17 protein-coding genes are annotated in these 16577 nt (G+C 71.9%); 6 read left to right on the forward strand and 11 right to left on the reverse strand.

Going from position 1 to position 16577, the window contains the following annotated elements:
• Positions 1 to 145: 145 nt before the first annotated feature.
• Positions 146 to 469, reverse strand: a complete 324-nt coding sequence (locus tag INTCA_RS09935; protein WP_013492783.1) for a DUF6504 family protein — start codon at positions 467 to 469, stop codon at positions 146 to 148.
• 264 nt (positions 470 to 733) lie between these two features.
• Here INTCA_RS09935 and INTCA_RS09940 point away from each other — a divergent pair, with 264 nt between their 5' ends.
• Entirely contained in the window at positions 734 to 1267 is a 534-nt protein-coding gene (locus tag INTCA_RS09940; protein ID WP_013492784.1) for a YbaK/EbsC family protein, read from the forward strand.
• A 237-nt stretch (positions 1268 to 1504) separates the two neighbouring features.
• On the opposite strand, the gene metF is transcribed toward INTCA_RS09940, so the two are convergent.
• Positions 1505 to 2413: a methylenetetrahydrofolate reductase [NAD(P)H] gene (gene metF / locus INTCA_RS09945; RefSeq protein WP_013492785.1), complete on the reverse strand. Its 909-nt coding sequence runs from the start codon at positions 2411 to 2413 to the stop codon at positions 1505 to 1507.
• Between the two features lie 122 nt (positions 2414 to 2535).
• On the opposite strand from metF, the gene INTCA_RS09950 reads away from it, so the two are divergent.
• On the forward strand, positions 2536 to 3642 hold the full coding sequence (locus INTCA_RS09950; RefSeq protein WP_013492786.1) for a polyprenyl synthetase family protein: 1107 nt from the start codon (positions 2536 to 2538) through the stop codon (positions 3640 to 3642).
• A gap of 24 nt (positions 3643 to 3666) precedes the next feature.
• Here INTCA_RS09950 and INTCA_RS09955 read toward each other — a convergent pair whose 3' ends face one another.
• Positions 3667 to 4101 (reverse strand): Rv2175c family DNA-binding protein, encoded by a 435-nt coding sequence (locus tag INTCA_RS09955; protein WP_013492787.1) that lies wholly within the window; start codon positions 4099 to 4101, stop codon positions 3667 to 3669.
• Between the two features lie 283 nt (positions 4102 to 4384).
• On the opposite strand from INTCA_RS09955, the gene INTCA_RS19545 reads away from it, so the two are divergent.
• The 3 genes from INTCA_RS19545 to INTCA_RS09970 all read left to right on the forward strand — a co-directional run bounded on the left by INTCA_RS19545 (position 4385) and on the right by INTCA_RS09970 (position 8232).
• Positions 4385 to 5350: a LysM peptidoglycan-binding domain-containing protein gene (locus tag INTCA_RS19545; RefSeq protein ID WP_013492788.1), complete on the forward strand. Its 966-nt coding sequence runs from the start codon at positions 4385 to 4387 to the stop codon at positions 5348 to 5350.
• Between the two features lie 64 nt (positions 5351 to 5414).
• Complete coding sequence (gene pknB, locus INTCA_RS09965) at positions 5415 to 7325, forward strand: Stk1 family PASTA domain-containing Ser/Thr kinase (protein WP_013492789.1); 1911 nt, start codon at positions 5415 to 5417, stop codon at positions 7323 to 7325.
• 7 nt (positions 7326 to 7332) lie between these two features.
• Complete coding sequence (locus tag INTCA_RS09970; RefSeq protein ID WP_013492790.1) at positions 7333 to 8232, forward strand: DMT family transporter; 900 nt, start codon at positions 7333 to 7335, stop codon at positions 8230 to 8232.
• 136 nt (positions 8233 to 8368) lie between these two features.
• On the opposite strand, the gene INTCA_RS09975 is transcribed toward INTCA_RS09970, so the two are convergent.
• The 5 genes from INTCA_RS09975 to INTCA_RS09995 all read right to left on the reverse strand — a co-directional run bounded on the left by INTCA_RS09975 (position 8369) and on the right by INTCA_RS09995 (position 13765).
• Positions 8369 to 9442: a threonine aldolase family protein gene (locus INTCA_RS09975; protein ID WP_013492791.1), complete on the reverse strand. Its 1074-nt coding sequence runs from the start codon at positions 9440 to 9442 to the stop codon at positions 8369 to 8371.
• Position 9443: 1 nt separating this feature from the next.
• On the reverse strand, positions 9444 to 10832 hold the full coding sequence (locus INTCA_RS09980; RefSeq protein WP_114611040.1) for a class II 3-deoxy-7-phosphoheptulonate synthase: 1389 nt from the start codon (positions 10830 to 10832) through the stop codon (positions 9444 to 9446).
• Between the two features lie 151 nt (positions 10833 to 10983).
• Positions 10984 to 11700, reverse strand: a complete 717-nt coding sequence (locus tag INTCA_RS09985) for a response regulator (protein WP_013492793.1) — start codon at positions 11698 to 11700, stop codon at positions 10984 to 10986.
• Positions 11697 to 12902, reverse strand: a complete 1206-nt coding sequence (gene macS / locus INTCA_RS09990; protein WP_013492794.1) for a MacS family sensor histidine kinase — start codon at positions 12900 to 12902, stop codon at positions 11697 to 11699. The genes INTCA_RS09985 and macS overlap by 4 nt, the downstream gene beginning before the upstream one ends.
• A 5-nt stretch (positions 12903 to 12907) precedes the next feature.
• Positions 12908 to 13765, reverse strand: a complete 858-nt coding sequence (locus INTCA_RS09995; protein ID WP_013492795.1) for a lysophospholipid acyltransferase family protein — start codon at positions 13763 to 13765, stop codon at positions 12908 to 12910.
• Between the two features lie 80 nt (positions 13766 to 13845).
• Between INTCA_RS09995 and INTCA_RS10000 the strand changes: the two genes are divergently transcribed.
• Positions 13846 to 14388 carry a hypothetical protein gene (locus INTCA_RS10000; protein ID WP_013492796.1) on the forward strand — a complete coding sequence of 181 codons (543 nt, stop codon included), beginning with the start codon at positions 13846 to 13848 and terminating at the stop codon, positions 14386 to 14388.
• 119 nt (positions 14389 to 14507) lie between these two features.
• On the opposite strand, the gene INTCA_RS10005 is transcribed toward INTCA_RS10000, so the two are convergent.
• The 3 genes from INTCA_RS10005 to INTCA_RS10015 are packed head-to-tail and all read right to left on the reverse strand — an operon-like array spanning position 14508 to position 16575.
• A complete protein-coding gene (locus INTCA_RS10005; protein WP_013492797.1) occupies positions 14508 to 15206 on the reverse strand; it encodes an endonuclease/exonuclease/phosphatase family protein in 699 nt (232 codons plus the stop codon).
• Complete coding sequence (locus INTCA_RS10010; protein WP_013492798.1) at positions 15203 to 16171, reverse strand: ROK family glucokinase; 969 nt, start codon at positions 16169 to 16171, stop codon at positions 15203 to 15205. Before INTCA_RS10010 ends, INTCA_RS10005 begins: the two co-directional genes overlap by 4 nt.
• The gene (locus INTCA_RS10015) at positions 16168 to 16575 is read right to left on the reverse strand and encodes a hypothetical protein (RefSeq protein ID WP_013492799.1); all 408 of its coding nucleotides are present in this window, start codon (positions 16573 to 16575) and stop codon (positions 16168 to 16170) included. The genes INTCA_RS10010 and INTCA_RS10015 overlap by 4 nt, the downstream gene beginning before the upstream one ends.
• Positions 16576 to 16577 lie beyond the last annotated feature (2 nt).

Here is a 16577-nt window from a genome sequence, read left to right on the forward strand (position 1 = left end):
TCGAACCTGAACCTGTGGAGGGACTGGTCTGCGTTGATGCGATGGTCATCGGCGGAGCTCCTTGTCAGTCGGCCTGGGTCCGTTGGCCTGGACAGTTGGCATGCGGCCAGTTGGCTCGGGCAGCCGCACTCGTCAGTGGGACTGGTCAGTCGGCGACCCGGACGAGAGACCACCGGTCCCCCGGCGCCGACTCGTCATGGGCAAGGTCGTAGACCCCCGGCGCGAACGACGAGCCGGGACTCGCCTCGACACGCCAGACCCGCTGCTCTCTCGCCGCTGCGGCGATCGAGCTGCCCGGCCCGACGTCGGCCTCCTCCGCGTCGAGCGCGTCCCGCCACCAGGCCCGTCGCTCCCGCCACTGCGAGAGGACGTCACGCACGACATAGAGTCGGCCACGCCAGATGAAGGCCTCCGGACGCTCCGGCTCCCCTACCCTGACCTCCACGGGATCACTGAACCTGCGCACCACGACACGTCTCCTTTCGGGACACACGTCGAGGCGGGAGAACCCGACCCAGACGACCGCTGCTCCACCGCGGACCGCCCGAACACCCTGCCGACGACTTGAACCTTGTTGTGGACCTCTGCTGAACGGTGGAGTCGAGAGAGCGAGCGGCTCACGCGCTCGGACTCGCCCACCGTATCGAACACCTGTTCGATTGAGTCAGCCTAACCCGCACCACTGACAGCTGCAACCAGTCCGGGGCTGGGACGCTGGCGCTACGGTGACCCCATGTCCGACCGGAGCCGAGAGTCCGACGCCGCGACGCGCGCGTCCACGGTCCTCGACCACCCCGCCGTGGCGCGGGTGCGCCAAGCCCTCTCCGATGCGGGCGTCCAGGCCGACATCGTCGTCCTCGACGGTGCGGCCCGCACCGCGGCCCAGGCTGCCGAAGCGCTCGGCACCTCAGTCTCCGCCATCGCCAACTCCCTCGTCTTCGTCGCGACGACGACCGACCATGTGACCGTCCCGCTCCTGGTCCTGACCTCGGGCGGTCACCGCGTCGACACGGACCATCTGGCCGTCACTCTCGGCTATGCGCGCATCGCCAAAGCGGATGCGGAGTTCGTCCGGGCAGCAACGGGATTCGCGATCGGCGGGGTTGCCCCAGTCGCGCACGCAGGTGCTGTGACGACGATGGTCGACGCCTCCCTGGCCGAGCACGAGGTCGTCTGGGCGGCCGCCGGGCATCCGCACACCGTGTTCCCGACGACGCACGACGAGCTCGTCCGGGTCACCGGCGGGCGCTCCGTCACCGTGCGCTGAGGCGGGGAAGCCACGTCCATCGGACGACAACGGCCCATCGGAGCCAGCCCAGCGGCATACTGCCTGAATCGGGCCAGCTGAGTATGCGTGCTCAGGCACTACGAACGACGGTCCGACAGAGTGACAGCGCGGGCCGGCCCGCGAACGGAGGGTTGCAGGGGTGCCGTCCGCTCGCGGATCGGCCCGTGCCGTATGCCGCTGGGCCCGGCGGGTGCCCCGCCGCGGACTCGGGGTGGCTCAGAGGTTGCCGTAGACCTCGAGCGTCGCCGACGACCGGTTCATCGTGATGAAGTGGATGCCGGGCGCACCCTCGTCGAGCATCCGACGCGCCGCCTCCGTGGCGATCGCCAGACCTTCGCGACGCACCGCCTCGGCGTCGTCACGGTGGCGCTCGAGCCGGTCGATGACGGCCTGCGGCATGGGCTGCCCCGCCAGCTCGGCCATCCGGACCACCTGGCGCGCGTTGGTGATCGGCATGAGGCCGGGGACCACCGGGAGCTGAGACCCGCGACGCGCGAGCTCGTCGCGAAGTCTCAGGTAGTTGTCGACGTCGAAGACCATCTGGGTGATGGCGAACTCCGCGCCCTCCCGCTCCTTGCGCAGCAGCGTCTCGACGTCGTCCTCGACGCTCCGGGACTCGGGGTGCCCGTCGGGGAAGGCCGCGACCCCGACGGTGAAGTCACCGAGCCCCTTGATGAGCCCCACGAGCTCGTCCGCATGGTTGAGCCCCTGCGGGTGGGCGACCCACGGCTGACCGAGCCCGCCCTGCGGGTCGCCACGCAGCGCGAGGATGTTGCGGACGCCCGCCGCGGCGTAGTGGCCGACGACCTGGCGCAGCTCCCCGACCGAGTGCCCGACACAGGTCAGGTGCGCCATCGGCGTCAGCGAGGTCTCCTCGAGCACCCGCTGGGTGAGGCGGACGGTGCGGTCACGGGTGCTGCCGCCGGCTCCGTAGGTGATCGAGATGAAGCTCGGCGACACCTTCTCGAGGCTCCGGATGGCACCCCAGAGCTGCTCGGCGGCCGCGTCGTCCTTCGGTGGGAAGAACTCGAAGCTGAAGGTCGGCGTGTCCGCCTTGACCATCGCTGCGAGAGACCGCGTGAAGCGCTCTGCGCGGGTCATCGAGGAAGCCGTGCCGTGTGCCATGCCGCCACCATAGATCGGAGCGTGTCCACGGCGCCGACCCGTGCCACGGGTCGGGCGTCCACCCGCGTAGGCTGACGGCGACGTGCGGGGCAGTCCGCACGCCCAATGATGGAGGAGCGTGCGTGACCAGCCGTACCGACCGCGACGCCCTGCGCCGCCGGGTCCAGCAGGCGATCGACGCGCACATCCAGGGCTCGCGCGCCGCGCTGGCCGAGATCGGCGACGACATCGCCCCGCTCGTGGACTCGGTCTCGCGCCTGCTGAGCGGCGGCAAGGGCCTGCGGGCGAGCTTCCTCTACTGGGGCTACCGGGCCGCCGGCGCCGCTGACTCCGACGCGCTCGTCCGGCTCTCCGCCAGCATGGAGTTCTTCCAGGCCGCCGCCCTGCTGCACGACGACGTGATGGACCGCAGCGACACCCGCCGCGGCATGCCCTCGGCGCACCGCGCGGTCGCCGACCTGCACCGGTCCCGCGGGTGGGCCGGTGACGACGCACGCTTCGGCGAGGGAGCCGCCATCCTCGCGGGCGACCTCTGCCTCACCTGGTGTGACGAGCTGTTCTCCACCTGCGGGCTCCCGGCCGAGGACCTGGCCCGCGGCCGCGGCGCCTTCGACCTCATGCGCACGCAGCTGATGGGCGGCCAGTTCCTCGACCTGCTCGAGTCCGCACGCGGCTGGGACGGGCTGGACCTCGAGGCGCGGATCGCCTCGGCGCGCAACGTCATCCGCTACAAGAGCGCGAAGTACACCATCGAGCACCCGCTGCTCATCGGCGCCCGCGTCGGCGGCGCCCCCGAGGCGGCCCTCGGTGACCTGTCCGCCTACGGCCTCGCCCTCGGCGAGGCGTTCCAGCTGCGCGACGACCTCCTCGGTGTCTACGGGGACCCCGAGGCGACCGGCAAGCCCGCCGGAGACGACCTCCGAGAGGGCAAGCGGACGGTGCTCGTCGCGCTGGCTCTCGACCTGGCGGGGGACGCGGACCGCGACGTGGTTGAGTCCCTGCTGGGCCGGGAGGACCTCGACGAGGCCGGCGTCCACCGGCTTCGGGGCATCTTCGCCGACTCCGGGGCCGTCGAGCAGGTGGAGCGGATGATCCAACGACGCGTCGCTGAGGCCCACGAGGCCCTGGATCGGGCTCGGCAGCAGACCGCCGGCCCGCAGGCCCTGGACGGCGACGCGCTCGCGGTGCTCGACGACCTCGTCGACGCCTCGACCGCCCGCCAGGCCTGAGCCCGAGCGCCGTGTCCGGCGCTCCTAGAAGGCGAGCTCCTGGGCCCGGCGCCGGACCTCGGTCTTGTGGCCCGCGAGCAGGGCGTCGATGGGAGCTCCCTCGACCGGCAGGGTGGGGTCAGGCGTGTAGAGCCACTCGATGCTCTCGTCGTCGGTCAGTCCGCCGTCGGCCAGCACCGTGAAGGTCCCCTTGAGCTCCGGGCGGGGCCCGGCGTCGTCGAGGAACTTCGCCGGGACCGCGACGACTCGGCGGTCCCCCACGCGAGCCGCCAGCACCTCTCGGTCGGCGATCATCTGACGGACCCGGGACAAGGGCACGCCCAGTCGCTCCGCGGCGTCGGGGACGGTGATCCACTCCCCCACGAGCACCTCCAGCTGCGGTCGGTCGTCGGACCGGCCGGCCGGCGAGTCGTCGTCGATGTCGTCGGACCCGGAGGAGGCAGCGCGTGCGTCAGTCACGGGGTCGAGTCTGCCACCAGCGGGGCCGAGCGCTGCACCTGACCGCGCTCCCCCTATCTGGCCAGTGGCGGAGTGGCCGGTGCGAACGCCGTGGAACGAATTACACCGATGTCATTTTTACTTTAGGTCTCAACCATGCGGTAGCGTCACATCGGTCCCACCAGAAACACCAGACCCACTGGTCCGCTTCACCCCTTCGCTCTGCCCAATCGCCCTCCGCTTCAGCCCTCGCACGGCCACCCCTTCCGGCCGCCCTCCACACTCGGGCCAAGGAAAGGACAGCATGCTCACCGCCGACGTCGCACAGCTCGCCCCACCCGCCCACATTGTCTTCGCCGAGCAGGCGGCCCGTCCTTGGCGTGCGATCACCGTCCGCCCGGGAGACACGATCTGGGACCTGGCGATGGCGCACCGGACCACGCCGGGGGCCCTGGTCTCGAAGAACCGGCTCGTGGGGGGAGGCTCGGTGATCCACCCGGGCCAGCGGCTGCTCGTCCCGGCTGCCCCGAGTGCCGGATCCGCGTCGCGGACCGGTTCGAGCCGATCCAGCGCGCCGGCCACGGCCACTCGGAGCAGCGGCCGCTTCCACGTCGTCCGCCCGGGAGACACGCTGAGCGGCATCGCCGCAGCGAACCGCACCTCGGTGACCAAGCTGCTGTCCGCCAACCGGCTCGCCGACCCGCGGATGATCCACCCAGGGCAGCGGATCGCGCTGCCGGGCCGAGCGGCCCCCGTGGCCCCGAAGTCGTCGAGCAAACCAGCCCCGACGAGCGAGAACACCTTCGCGGGCTACACCTACTCGGACGCCACCGTCGCGGCCGCGAAGAAGAACCGGACGACCCTCACCAAGGCGTCCGTCCCGAGCCGGAGCGAGACCGCCTCGATGATCCGGCGCACCGCGGTCCGCCACGGGGTCGATCCCCGGCTCGCGCTGGCGATCGCGTGGCAGGAGTCCGGCTGGAACCAGCGGGCGGTCTCGGTGGCCAACGCCATCGGCACCATGCAGGTCATCCCGTCGTCGGGCGAATGGGCCTCGCAGCTCGCGGGGCGCCGACTCGACCTGCTCGACACGCAGGACAACATCACCGCCGGAGTCGTCATCATCCGCGCCCTGCGCGTCAGCTCGGGCTCGGTCAAGGAGGCCATCGCGGGGTACTACCAGGGGCTGCACTCGGTCCGCACCCAAGGGATGTTCGCGGACACCAAGCAGTACGTGGCTGCGGTCCTGGCCCACGCACAGCGGATGTGACCCGCCCACCCGGCACGGATCGGGCCTCCCCGGGTTCACCGCACTCACACCGTAAACTTCCTGCGTGACGTCCAGCGTGGCGGATGCACTCGTCGGTCGGGAGATCGACGGGCGCTACCGCATCCTCTCCCATCTCGCCGACGGTGGCATGGCCTCCGTCTACGTGGCGATGGACGCACGGCTGGACCGAGAGGTCGCCCTCAAGATCATGCGGCCCGGGCTCGCGACCGACGCCGTCTTCGTCGAGCGGTTCCGCAGCGAGGCTCGAGCGGCAGCCCGCCTCAGCCACCCCAACGTCGTCGCGGTCTACGACCAGGGCGAGGACGACGGGGACGTGTTCCTCGCCATGGAGCTGGTGCACGGCAAGACCCTCCGGGACGTCATCCACGAGGAGGCGCCGCTGACGGCCCGTGAAGCCCTCGCGATCCTTGAGCCCGTGCTCGCCGCGCTCCGGGCCGCCCACGCCGCCGGACTCGTGCACCGGGACGTCAAGCCCGAGAACGTCATCGTCCGACACGACGGCGAGGTCAAGGTCGCCGACTTCGGCCTCGCCCGGGCCGTGGCGAGCGAGGCGACGGCCAACCAGACCGGGGTGCTGCTCGGGACGGTCTCGTACCTCTCGCCGGAGCAGGTCGAGGGCGGCGCCGCCACCGCGCGTAGCGACGTCTACGCTGCCGGCCTGCTCCTCTTCGAGATGCTGACCGGCCGCAAGGCGGTCACCGGCGACAGCCCGATCCAGATCGCCTACCGCCACGTGCACGGCGGCGTCCCACGTCCGTCCTCGATCATCTCGGCGGTCTCAGCAGACCTCGACGAGCTCGTGGCGCAGGCCACCGCGCTCGACCCGGGCGACCGCTTCCCGTCCGCCGCCGAGTTCCTCGCCACGATGCGACTGGTCAGACGGCACCTCACCGAGGGCGAGCTCGACCGCAGCCCGGTCACCGCGCCGCTGACCTTCGACGAGGCAGTCCACCCTGCGACGAACCGCCAGGCCGCTGCCCGCGCGCCGATGCGCGAGACCACCGCCGCGTTGCCCCTGGTGGTGGGCCCGGGCCCGCAGGGGCGTCCGGGCTGGACGCCACGCCCAGCCCGGGCACGCCGGCGTCGCTGGCCCTGGCTCCTTGCCGCCCTGCTCCTTGCCGTGGCCGGTGCCGGCGGATGGTGGTTCACGGCCGGACCGGGCGGGACCACGGTCGTGCCCCAGGCCGTGACGCACACCCTCGACGAGGCCGCAGCCACATTCAAGACCGCGGCTCTCCGCTACGAGTCCAGCGAAGCATTCTCCGAGACCGTCTCGAAGGGCACGGTCATCTCGAGCCAGCCGGCAGCCGGCACGGAGGTCGCCAAGCATTCCCTCGTCCTGCTCGTCGTCTCCAAGGGACCCGAGCGCTACCAGGTGCCGCGACTCGTCAACACCAAGGCCGCAGCGCTTCGCGACGCACTCGCACCGCTGACCCTCAAGAGCAGGTCCACTGAGGACTGGAGCGAGACGGTCCCGAAGGGCGCGGTCATCTCCCAGAAGCCCGCCGCCGGCACCCCGGTCAAGCGCGGGGCCGTCGTCGAGGTGGTCGTCTCGCGCGGCCGACGCCCGATCACCGTCCCCGACGTGCGTGGCCTCCCCCTCGACGAGGCGAAGGCCAAGCTCACCGCCGCCGGGCTCGACGTGGCCCGCGGCGACGACGTCAACCACGACACCGTCCCGACCGGCCACGTCGTCTCGCAGAAGCCGACGAAAGGCACCCTCTTCCGCGGCGACGAGGTCACGCTCGTCATCTCCAAGGGCCCGGTCATGGTCCCGGTGCCGAACGTCGTCGGCAAACCCGTCCAGGAGGCCGAGGCCACGTTGAAGGAGCTCGGGTTCACGATCGAGATCCGCCGTCCCCTCGGCACCTTCTTCGAGCTGGTGCGCGACCAGAGCGTCCCCGCCGACCAGCCCGCTCCGAAGGGCAGCACGATCATCCTCACCGTGGTCTGACCGGCCCGTGCACCCTGCCGCTCGGTCGCGCCTCGCCACGTTCCTGCTCATCGCGCTCACTGCGGTGTGGGGCTCCACCTTCTTCCTCATCCGCGACCTCGTCGAGCACGTGCCGCCGGTCGACTTCCTCGCGGTGCGATTCGGCATCGCCGCGGTCATCATGGTCGTCGTCTTCTGGCGGCCGCTGCGGGCCCTGCGCCGGCGGGAGCTGGGCATCGGCACCGTCCTCGGGCTGCTCTACGGCCTCGCGCAGATCCTCCAGACCCAGGGCTTGGCGACGACACCGGCGTCGGTGTCCGGGTTCATCACCGGCACGTACGTCGTCCTCACCCCCCTCATCACCGCGGTCGTCCTGCGCGAGCGGGTGTCGGGGACGACCTGGGCAGCCGTCTCCCTCGCCACGGCCGGCCTGGCCCTGCTCTCGCTCCGTGGCTTCTCGGTGGGGGTCGGCGAGGCCATCACCCTGCTCGCCGCCGCCCTCTACGCGCTGCACATCGTCGGGCTCGGCCGGCACAGCTCCCACGAGATCGCGACCGGGCTGTCCGTCGTGCAGATGGTCGTCATCGCGGTCCTCTGCACGGTCGGGGCCGTCCCCGGTGGCATCGTGCTGCCGGCCACCGCGGGACAGTGGGCCTCCGTGCTCTACATGGTCGTCTTCGCGAGCATCCTCGCCCTCTGGATGCAGACCTGGGCACAGGCCCACCTGCCCGCGACCCGCGCCGCCATCATCATGACGATGGAGCCGGTCTTTGCTGCGTTCTTCGCCGTGTGGCTCGGCGGTGAGTCGTTGACGGGCCGGATGCTGCTCGGTGGAGGGCTCGTGCTGGCCGCCATGTTCGCCGTCGAGCTGCTCGCTCGCCGGCACCCGGGGGAGCTCCCCGTCGAGACCCTCCACCACGAGGTCTGAGACCGCACCCGCAGCGAAGGTTCCGGACGCCGCCGAGCCGGCTCAGCGGCATACGTCCTCCCCGACGCAACGCACCCGCCTGCCGCGCGACCGTGCCGCCTTCAGGAGACCCGAACGATGGCTGAACGGGGGTGTTTCAGGCTGGGTCGGAGTCCGAGCGGCGCTCGGACAGCAGCGCCGTGAGGACGTCGATCGCGTGGTCGGTCGCTGCGTCGTCGACCTCGAGGTGCCACACGAGCCGCACCGCTCCCGGGCCGACGGCATAGGTCCGGACGCCGCGCGCCAGCGCCGCGGCGACGAAGTCAGGAGCCGGCCAGCCGGCCGCCGCGACGTCGACGATGACGATGTTGGTCTCGACGGTCGACAGGTCGACGGCGCCCGGGGCCGCCGCCCCCATCGCCTCAGCCGCCCGTCGGGCCCGCGCGTGGTCGAGCGCCAGCCGGTCGACGTGGTGGTCGAGTGCCCACAGACCAGCCGCCGCGAGAATGCCGACCTGCCGCATCCCCCCACCGAACCGTTTGCGCCAGACCCGCGCCTCGGCCATCGCGTCGCTGGAGCCGACCAGGACACTGCCGACGGGCGCGCCCAGCCCCTTGCTCAGACAGACCGAGACCGTGTCGAACTCGCGGCCATAGGCGTCCAACGGCACCCCGGTGGCGACGTGGGCGTTCCAGAGCCGGGCACCGTCCAGATGCATCGCGACGCCACGCTCGCGGGTCAGCTCCCGGGCCCGCTGGATCTCGTCGAGCGACTGGATCGTGCCCCCGCCGAAGTTGTGGGTGTTCTCGACGATGACGAGCGCCGTGCACACCTGGTAGGGGCCGACCCCGGTGATCATCAGCTCGGCAGCGTCAGCCGCACGGAAGCGACCGCGCTGCGAGACCCAGGTGCGCGACGAGATGCCCGAGAGGATCGCCGCGGCCCCGAGCTCGGCGCGGAGCACGTGGGCCAGCGAGTCACCCACCAGCTCCTCGCCCGGCTTGACGTGCAGACGGACCCCCAGCTGGTTGGCCATCGAGCCCGTCGGCGTGAACAGTCCGGCCTCGTGCCCGAGCAGCCCGGCGACGCGCTCCTCGAGCTCACGGACCGTCGGGTCCTCACCGAAGACGTCGTCGCCGACCACCGCAGTCGCCATCGCCTCCCGCATCGCCACCCCGGGACGGGTGACGGTGTCGCTCAGCAGGTCCGCGCGGATGGCGGCCGACGCCACGTCAGGCCTGACCGAGCATCTCGGCAACGAGGAAGGCGAGCTCGAGCGACTGCTGGTGGTTGAGGCGGGGGTCGCAGACCGACTCGTAGCGCTTCTCGAGGTCGGAGTCGATGATCTTCTCCGCGCCGCCCAGGCACTCGGTCACGTCGTTGCCCGTGAGCTCGACGTGGATGCCACCGGGCACCGTCCCCAGGGAGCGGTGCACCTCGAAGAAGCCGCGCACCTCCTCGACGATGTCCTCGAAGTCCCTGGTCTTGTAGCCGGTCGAGGACTCGAACGTGTTGCCGTGCATCGGGTCGCAGATCCACGTCACCCGCGCACCCGACGTCGTCACCTTGTCGACCAGCGCCGGGAGCACGTCGCGGATGGTGCCGGCGCCCATCCGCGTGATGAACGTGAGGCGGCCCGGGGTCCGGTCGGGATCGACCAGGTCGATCATCCGCAGGACCTCGTCGATGTCGGCCTTGGGACCGAGCTTGACGCCGATCGGGTTGCTGATCCGCGAGACGAAGTCGATGTGCGCACCGTCGAGCTGGCGGGTCCGCTCGCCGACCCACACGAAGTGCCCGGACGTGTCGTAGAGCCGGCCGCTGCGGGAGTCGACTCGGGTCAACGGCCGCTCGTAGTCGAGCACGAGCGCCTCGTGGGCGGCGTAGAACTCCACGGTGCGCATCGCCTCGAAGTCGGCCCCGCAGGCAGCCATGAAGCGCATCGCCTTGTCGATGTCGTGGGCGATCTTCTCGTACCGGGAGTTGGCGGAGTTGGCGACGAAGCCGCGGTTCCACTCGTGCACGTAGCGCAGGTCGGCGTAGCCGCCGGTGGTGAAGGCGCGGACGAGGTTGAGGGTCGCCGCGCTCGCGTTGTAGGCGCGGACGAGTCGCTGCGGGTCCGGCTGGCGGGCCGTCTCGTGGAACGCGAAGTCGTTGACGATGTCTCCGCGGAACGCCGGGAGCGTGACGCCCTCGCGCGTCTCGACGGACGAGGAACGCGGCTTGGCGTACTGGCCGGCCATCCGGCCCACCTTGACGACCGGCACGCTGGCGCCGTAGGTGAGGACCGCGGCCATCTGGAGGATCGTCTTGATCCGGTCGCGGATGTTGTCCGCCGTCGCCGACGCGAAGGTCTCGGCGCAGTCCCCGCCCTGGAGGACGAACGCCTCCCCCACGGACGCCGCGGCCATCCGCTGGGTCAGCTGGTCGCACTCGCCCGCGAAGACGAGCGGTGGATAGGACGCGAGGGTGTCGACCACCTCGGACAGGGCAGCAGTATCGGGCCAGGTCGGCTGCTGGGCGGCCTCGAGCTCGGTCGCGGCCGCGTTGAGCGCAGCCAGTGCCTCGGCTCCCGCTGCAGGGCCTGCGAAGCCGCGGCCGGCCGCGGTGTCGGTGGTCATGGTCACCCATTCAGCGTAGACGCCGTGGAGGGGTGCTCCCGCCCGGGTCCGCATCCCGAACCTGCGCGCCGGGCCCGATCAGCTGCCGTATGCCGCTGGGCCGGCTTCGTGGGACGACGCTCACCTCGTGCTCGGGTGGCCTCCACCCCCGTCAGGCGGGCCCCGCCGGGTCGATCCCCCGCTCGTAGGCGAACCGAGCCAGCTCGACCCGGTTGTTCAGGTGCAGCTTGCCGAAGATGTTCTGGACGTGGTTCTGGACGGTGCGATGCGACAGGAAGAGCGCCGCGGCGATCTCCTTGTATCCCATGCCGGTCGCGACGTACTTGAGGATCTCGGTCTCCCGGTCGGTCAGCTCGGGTACCGCGCGACGTGAGGCGCTGTCGGCGGCTTCGGAGCGCACGCGGCGGAACTCCCCGAGCACCAGACCCGCGAGACGTGCGGTGAAGACCGGCTCGCCGGCCGCCGTGGAACGCACGGCCGCGAGGAACTCCTCGCGCCCGGCGGACTTGACGAGGTACCCGAGTGCGCCGGCCTTGACTGCCTCGAGGACGTCCTTGGAGTCGCCGCTCGCCGAGAGGATGAGGATACGGGTGCGAGGGCGCCCCGGGCGGGAGCCCTGCGCCAGCCTGGCGCAGACCTCGGCACCGGTGAGGCCGGGCAGGTGGAGGTCGAGGACGAGGACATCCGGCTCGGTCGCCCTGGTGCGGTTGACCGCGCCATGGCCGTCGTCAGCGGTGGCCACCACGTCGAACCCTGCTTCGACGAGGTCGCGGGCGACGGCGTCACGCCACATCGGATGGTCATCGGCGACGACGACCCGGATCGGACCCTGGTCCTCGGTCCTGGCGGCAGTGAGGTCCTCGCTCATCGGCGCCCGGCCGACGGGATGCGCAGCTCTACGGTGGTGCCCCCGGTGGGCCCGGTGCGGACCGTGGCGCTGCCACCGAGATCCTCGAGCCGGCTGGTGATGCTCGACGCCACACCGAGTCGCCCTTCTTCGCGGGCCTCTTCGAGACGGCCGGGCGCCAGCCCGCGTCCCGAGTCCCGGATCGTCACGGCGACCTCGGAGCCGTCCTCGTCGAGGAGCACCCAGGCCTCTGCGCCCGGTCCGGCGTGCTTGCGGACGTTGTCGAGGGCCGCCTCGACCGCAGCGACGACCTCGTGGCCGACCCGCCTTGGCAGGAGGACCGGCTCGGCGGGAGCGACGAGGTGGGCGGCGTCGTGCTGAACGTGACGGAGGAGGGAGCGCAGGTCGACGTCGCCGGTCAGCGCGTGGCTCACCGCATCAACACCTGCGTGGCTGACGAGGGCGCGGAGGATCCGTTCCTGTTCCGCGGCCATCGCCCCCAGGGCTGCGGCCTCCCCACCGAGGTCCTCCCCGCGCCGGTGGATGAAGGCCAGGGTCTGGAGCACCCCGTCGTGCACGGTCCGGGCGAGGCGGTCGCGCTCCGCGCGGGCCGCGTCGCGGTGCATGGCCTCGGCGAGGGCGACGTGGCTCGCGCGGGCCAGGTCGACGCAGTAGCCGAGACAGCCCCCGAGCAGCAGCCCGAAGACGGAGTTGGTCACCGTGTTGCCGGTCGGGGTGATGACCTCGACGAACGAGGCCGCAGCGACGACGCCGGCGGCGAGGACACCGCCCCGCCAGCCACGCAGGATGGCCCACCCGACGATCGCGGCCGAGGGCCAGATCGACGGGATCGTCTTGGCGCCGGCCGTGATGACCCAGTCATGGTCCACGAGGCGGGTCGCGAGGATGGCCGCGCAGCCGAGGGCGAGCTCGACGGCGTACGCCCGCTCGGAGCGCCTCGGCCGGACGGTCTGGGCGAGGGTCCAGGCGGTGAGCACCCCGAGGACGACCACCGCGAGGGCCGGCTCAGCGACCCCGTCACGCCGGAGCCAGACCGAGTGAGCGGCGTAGACCAGGGCGAGCACGCGGAACATGTCGACGGCCCGCCAGAGCCCGCGGACGACGGCATGCTCGTCAGCCGGCGCATCGTCTCCCGATGGCGCTCCTGCGGCCGGATCGCGGTTGCGGGTCCGAAGGAGCGAGTCGATCCGAACGGTCCGCATGGTCGTCAGGACGCGACGCCCGTGGCGCCGTTCGAGTCGTCGGAGTCGGGGGCGGAGCTCGAGTCCGAGCCCGCGGAGAGGGGCGGGGCCGTGGCCTCGTCACCCCCATCGCCCGGGTCGCCCTCCGACAGCGAACCGGCGGGCATCGCCGCTTCCTGGATCTCGCGTGCCTTGGCCCGGGCGGCGGCGACGAGGCGGTCCTTCATCGAGGTCGCGTACATGTCGACGTACTCCTGCCCGGACAGCAGCATCAGCTCGTACATGATCTCGTCGGTGATGGAGCGCAGGACGAAGCGGTCGTCCTCCATCCCCTCGTAGCGCGAGAAGTCCAGCGGCTTGCCGACTCGCAGGCCGATCCGCATGATGTGCGGCGCGAGCTTGCCCGGGGGCTGTGCCTTGTCGGTGTCGATCATCGCCACCGGGATGACCGGAGCGCCGGACTCCAGGGCCATCCTCGCGACGCCCGTCCGCCCCCGGTAGAGCCGCCCGTCCGGCGAGCGAGTCCCTTCGGGGTAGATGCCGAGCATCTCGCCGCGCCGCAGGACCCGGAGGCCGGAGTTGAGCGCGGCACTGCTCGCCTTGCCCCCTGAGCGGTCGACGGGCAGCTGGCCGACTCCCTTGAAGAAGGCCTTGGTCAACCAGCCCTTGAGGCCATTGCCGGTGAAGTAGTCACTCTTCGCGAGGAAGGTGACCCGACGCTTGACCATGAGCGGGAGGAAGATCGAGTCGGAGAAGGACAGATGGTTCGAGGCGAGGATGACTGCACCCTCCTCGGGCAGGTGCTCCTCTCCCTCCACCCACGGGCGGAAGAGCAGCTTGAGGATCGGCCCGAGGACGATCGTCTTCAGCACCCAGTAGAACAAGCCCCACCACCTCCCACGTCTGCCCGCGAGCAGCCTACGACACTCGCGCCCGCCCGGTAGGCCGTGCGAGGATCTGTGTCGTGAAGGACCGGGACCTCGAGGCGGAGTTCGAGCGCATCGTCGCGGGTTGGGAGACCGAGGCCCCGGATCCGCAGGGATCGAGCGTGCCCCCTTCGCCCCCGCCCGACCCCTCGGCCGGGGCGGAGTCAGCACCGGGCGAGGCCTCGGGCCCGGCCGGCACCCCGACCCCGGCCGAGGGTCGGTTCAAGGACACCGGGCTGAACCTGCCGATCGCCCCGGCCACCGGGCACGTCTGGCGCGGTTCCGAGCCGCCGAGGGAGGACGTCGACGAGCTGCTCGACGCGGGCGCGGTGGATGACGACCATTTCGTCCCGCCGACCGAGACGGACCTGCCCACCGCGGAGGAGGACCCGATGTTCTGGGCCATCGTCGGCGGTCTCGGCGGCGGCACGCTGCTGCTGCTCTACATCCTCTTCTTCGACCGCGGCGGCAGCGGGTGGTGGATCGTCACCGCGGTGACGATGATCGTCGTCGGTTTCGTCCTGCTCGTGCTGCGGGGCGGGACGGAGCGAGACCCGTTCGACGACGGCACGCGCGTCTGAGCCGTCGGGTCACCCGGCCGTATGCCGCTGGGCCCGGTCCCGCTCCAAGGGTCGTCGGCGCACGGTTGAGCGTCCGGCGCATGGTTGAGCGTCCGTGGACAGCAGCCGCTCCCCCACGGTCAGGTCTGGTCGGGCAGCACGTCGACCCAGACCGGCCGGTGGTCCGACGCGGCGGCGAGGTCGGCCGCGTCCAGCTCGTCGAGCTCGGCGGCGGCCGGCTCCACGGTCGCGAGGTCGGCGCTCGCGAAGATGACGTCGAGCGCCGCCCGCGGCCGGTCCGAGGGGAAGGTGGGCCAGCCGCCGGAAGCGAGCGAGAAGTGCGCGGCGAACCGCGTGTGGGCCCTCCCGTCGACCCCTTCGTTGAGGTCACCCGCGAGCACGGTCCGCGGGAGCGGCTCCGAGAGGATCAGGTCGGCGTGCCGCACCCGCTCCTCCGCACGCAGGCTGAGGTGCACGCTGATGACGGTCACCGGCGGCTGGCCCGGCAGCGACACCCGCGCGGAGGCCAGACCGCGCGACCGGTCGGGGAGCCGGACCGGCAGACGCCGTGCACCCGTCGCGTGGACCCGGGCCTTGAGCGCGGTGAGGATTGCCGTGCCGCCGGTGCCGAGACGGCCCCCCGACCAGTAGAGCCCGCACTCGCGTGCGAAGGACGGTAGGCGAAGCTCCGTCGTCAGCCTGCGGGGGACCTCCTGCAGGCAGAGGACGTCGGGGCGCACCGCGCGGACGACCCTGGCCGCAGCGGCTCGGTCGGCGGTGAGGTCCTGCACGTTGTAGCTCATGACGCGCAGCGCGTCGTGCGGCCGCGCGCCGGTCATCGCCCGGACCGGGCGAGCTCGGCCGCGCCGATCAGACCTGCGTCGGCACCGAGCTCGGCTCGGACGATTCGGGCCTCGGGACGATAGCCCCGTCCGGGGAGCTGTCGCTTGAAGGCCTCTCGGGCCGGCCCCAGCAGCAGCTCCCCCGCAGCGCTGACGCCGCCGCCGACGACGAACAGACCGGGGTCGAGAGCCGCCGCGAGGTTGGCCATGCCGACGCCGAGCCAGTCACCGATCTCGGCGATCAGCTCTCGCGCGGTCGGGTCCCCGTCCCGAGCGGCCTCGGTGATGAGGGGCCCGGTGAGTGCCGCGACGTCGGAGCCGAGGCGAGCCACGAGGTCAGCCACCACGGGCGACCCCGCGCCGATCATGGCTCGCGCCTCGCGGACCAGGGCGTTGCCGCTCGCATACTGCTCCCAGCAACCCCGGTTGCCGCACTCACACCGCGCCCCGCCGGGGACCACCTGCATGTGCCCGAACTCGCCGGCGACCCCGTGCCGGCCGCGCCGGACCTGGCCGTCGATGATCAGCGCGCCGCCGATACCGGTGCCGAGAGTGATGACGACGGCGTGCGACTCCCCCCGTGCGGCCCCGAACACCCGCTCGGCCCAGGCGGCCGCGTTGGCATCGTTGTCGACGGTCACCGGCCACGGGAGGCGCCCGGCAAGCTGGCTCCGCAGCGGTTCCTGACGCCACGACAGGTGCGGTGCGAACAGGACGGTCCCCCGGTCCTCCGCAACGAAGCCGGCGGCCCCGATGCCGACCGCGACCACATCGGCCGGCTCGACCGAGGCGAGCAGCTCCTCGATGCACGCGACGATGGTGTCCTCGACGACGGCGGGCGACGTCGACCGGTGCGGGGTGTCACGCCGGGCGCGGTGGGTGATGCTGCCGTGCTCGTCGACGACGCCGCCCGCGACCTTGGTGCCGCCGATGTCGATGCCGATGGCCAGGTTCCGGCTCATCGGGAGTCCGCACCGTGCGTCGACGCACCGCCGCCCTCACCCTGCCGCTCGCCGTCACGCTCGCCGTCACGCTCGCCGGTGCGCTCACGCTGGGACTGCGCGAGGTCGCGCAGTGCGGTGGCGGCGAGATCGACGATCTCGGCGACGCGCTCCACGGTGTCGGGGCTGACCTGTTGGACGAACGCGATCAGCTGGCAGACCGGGCACAGGCGGCAGGCAGCCGGCGTGGTGCCGCCGCACGTGCACTCGGCGGCCGGGCCCTCCCCGTCCCCGGGCGCGGACGGGGCGGGACCGGGCGACAGACCACCCCAGCCACGCGACGCCAGCAGGTCGGCGAGGAGGGCGGCCTCATCGGCGACCGACCCCGTCGCTCGCTCGTGGTCTCCGTGTCGAGTGTCAGTCACGC

The sequence above is a fragment of the Intrasporangium calvum DSM 43043 genome (assembly GCF_000184685.1).
Classification (GTDB): Bacteria; Actinomycetota; Actinomycetes; order Actinomycetales; family Dermatophilaceae; genus Intrasporangium; species Intrasporangium calvum.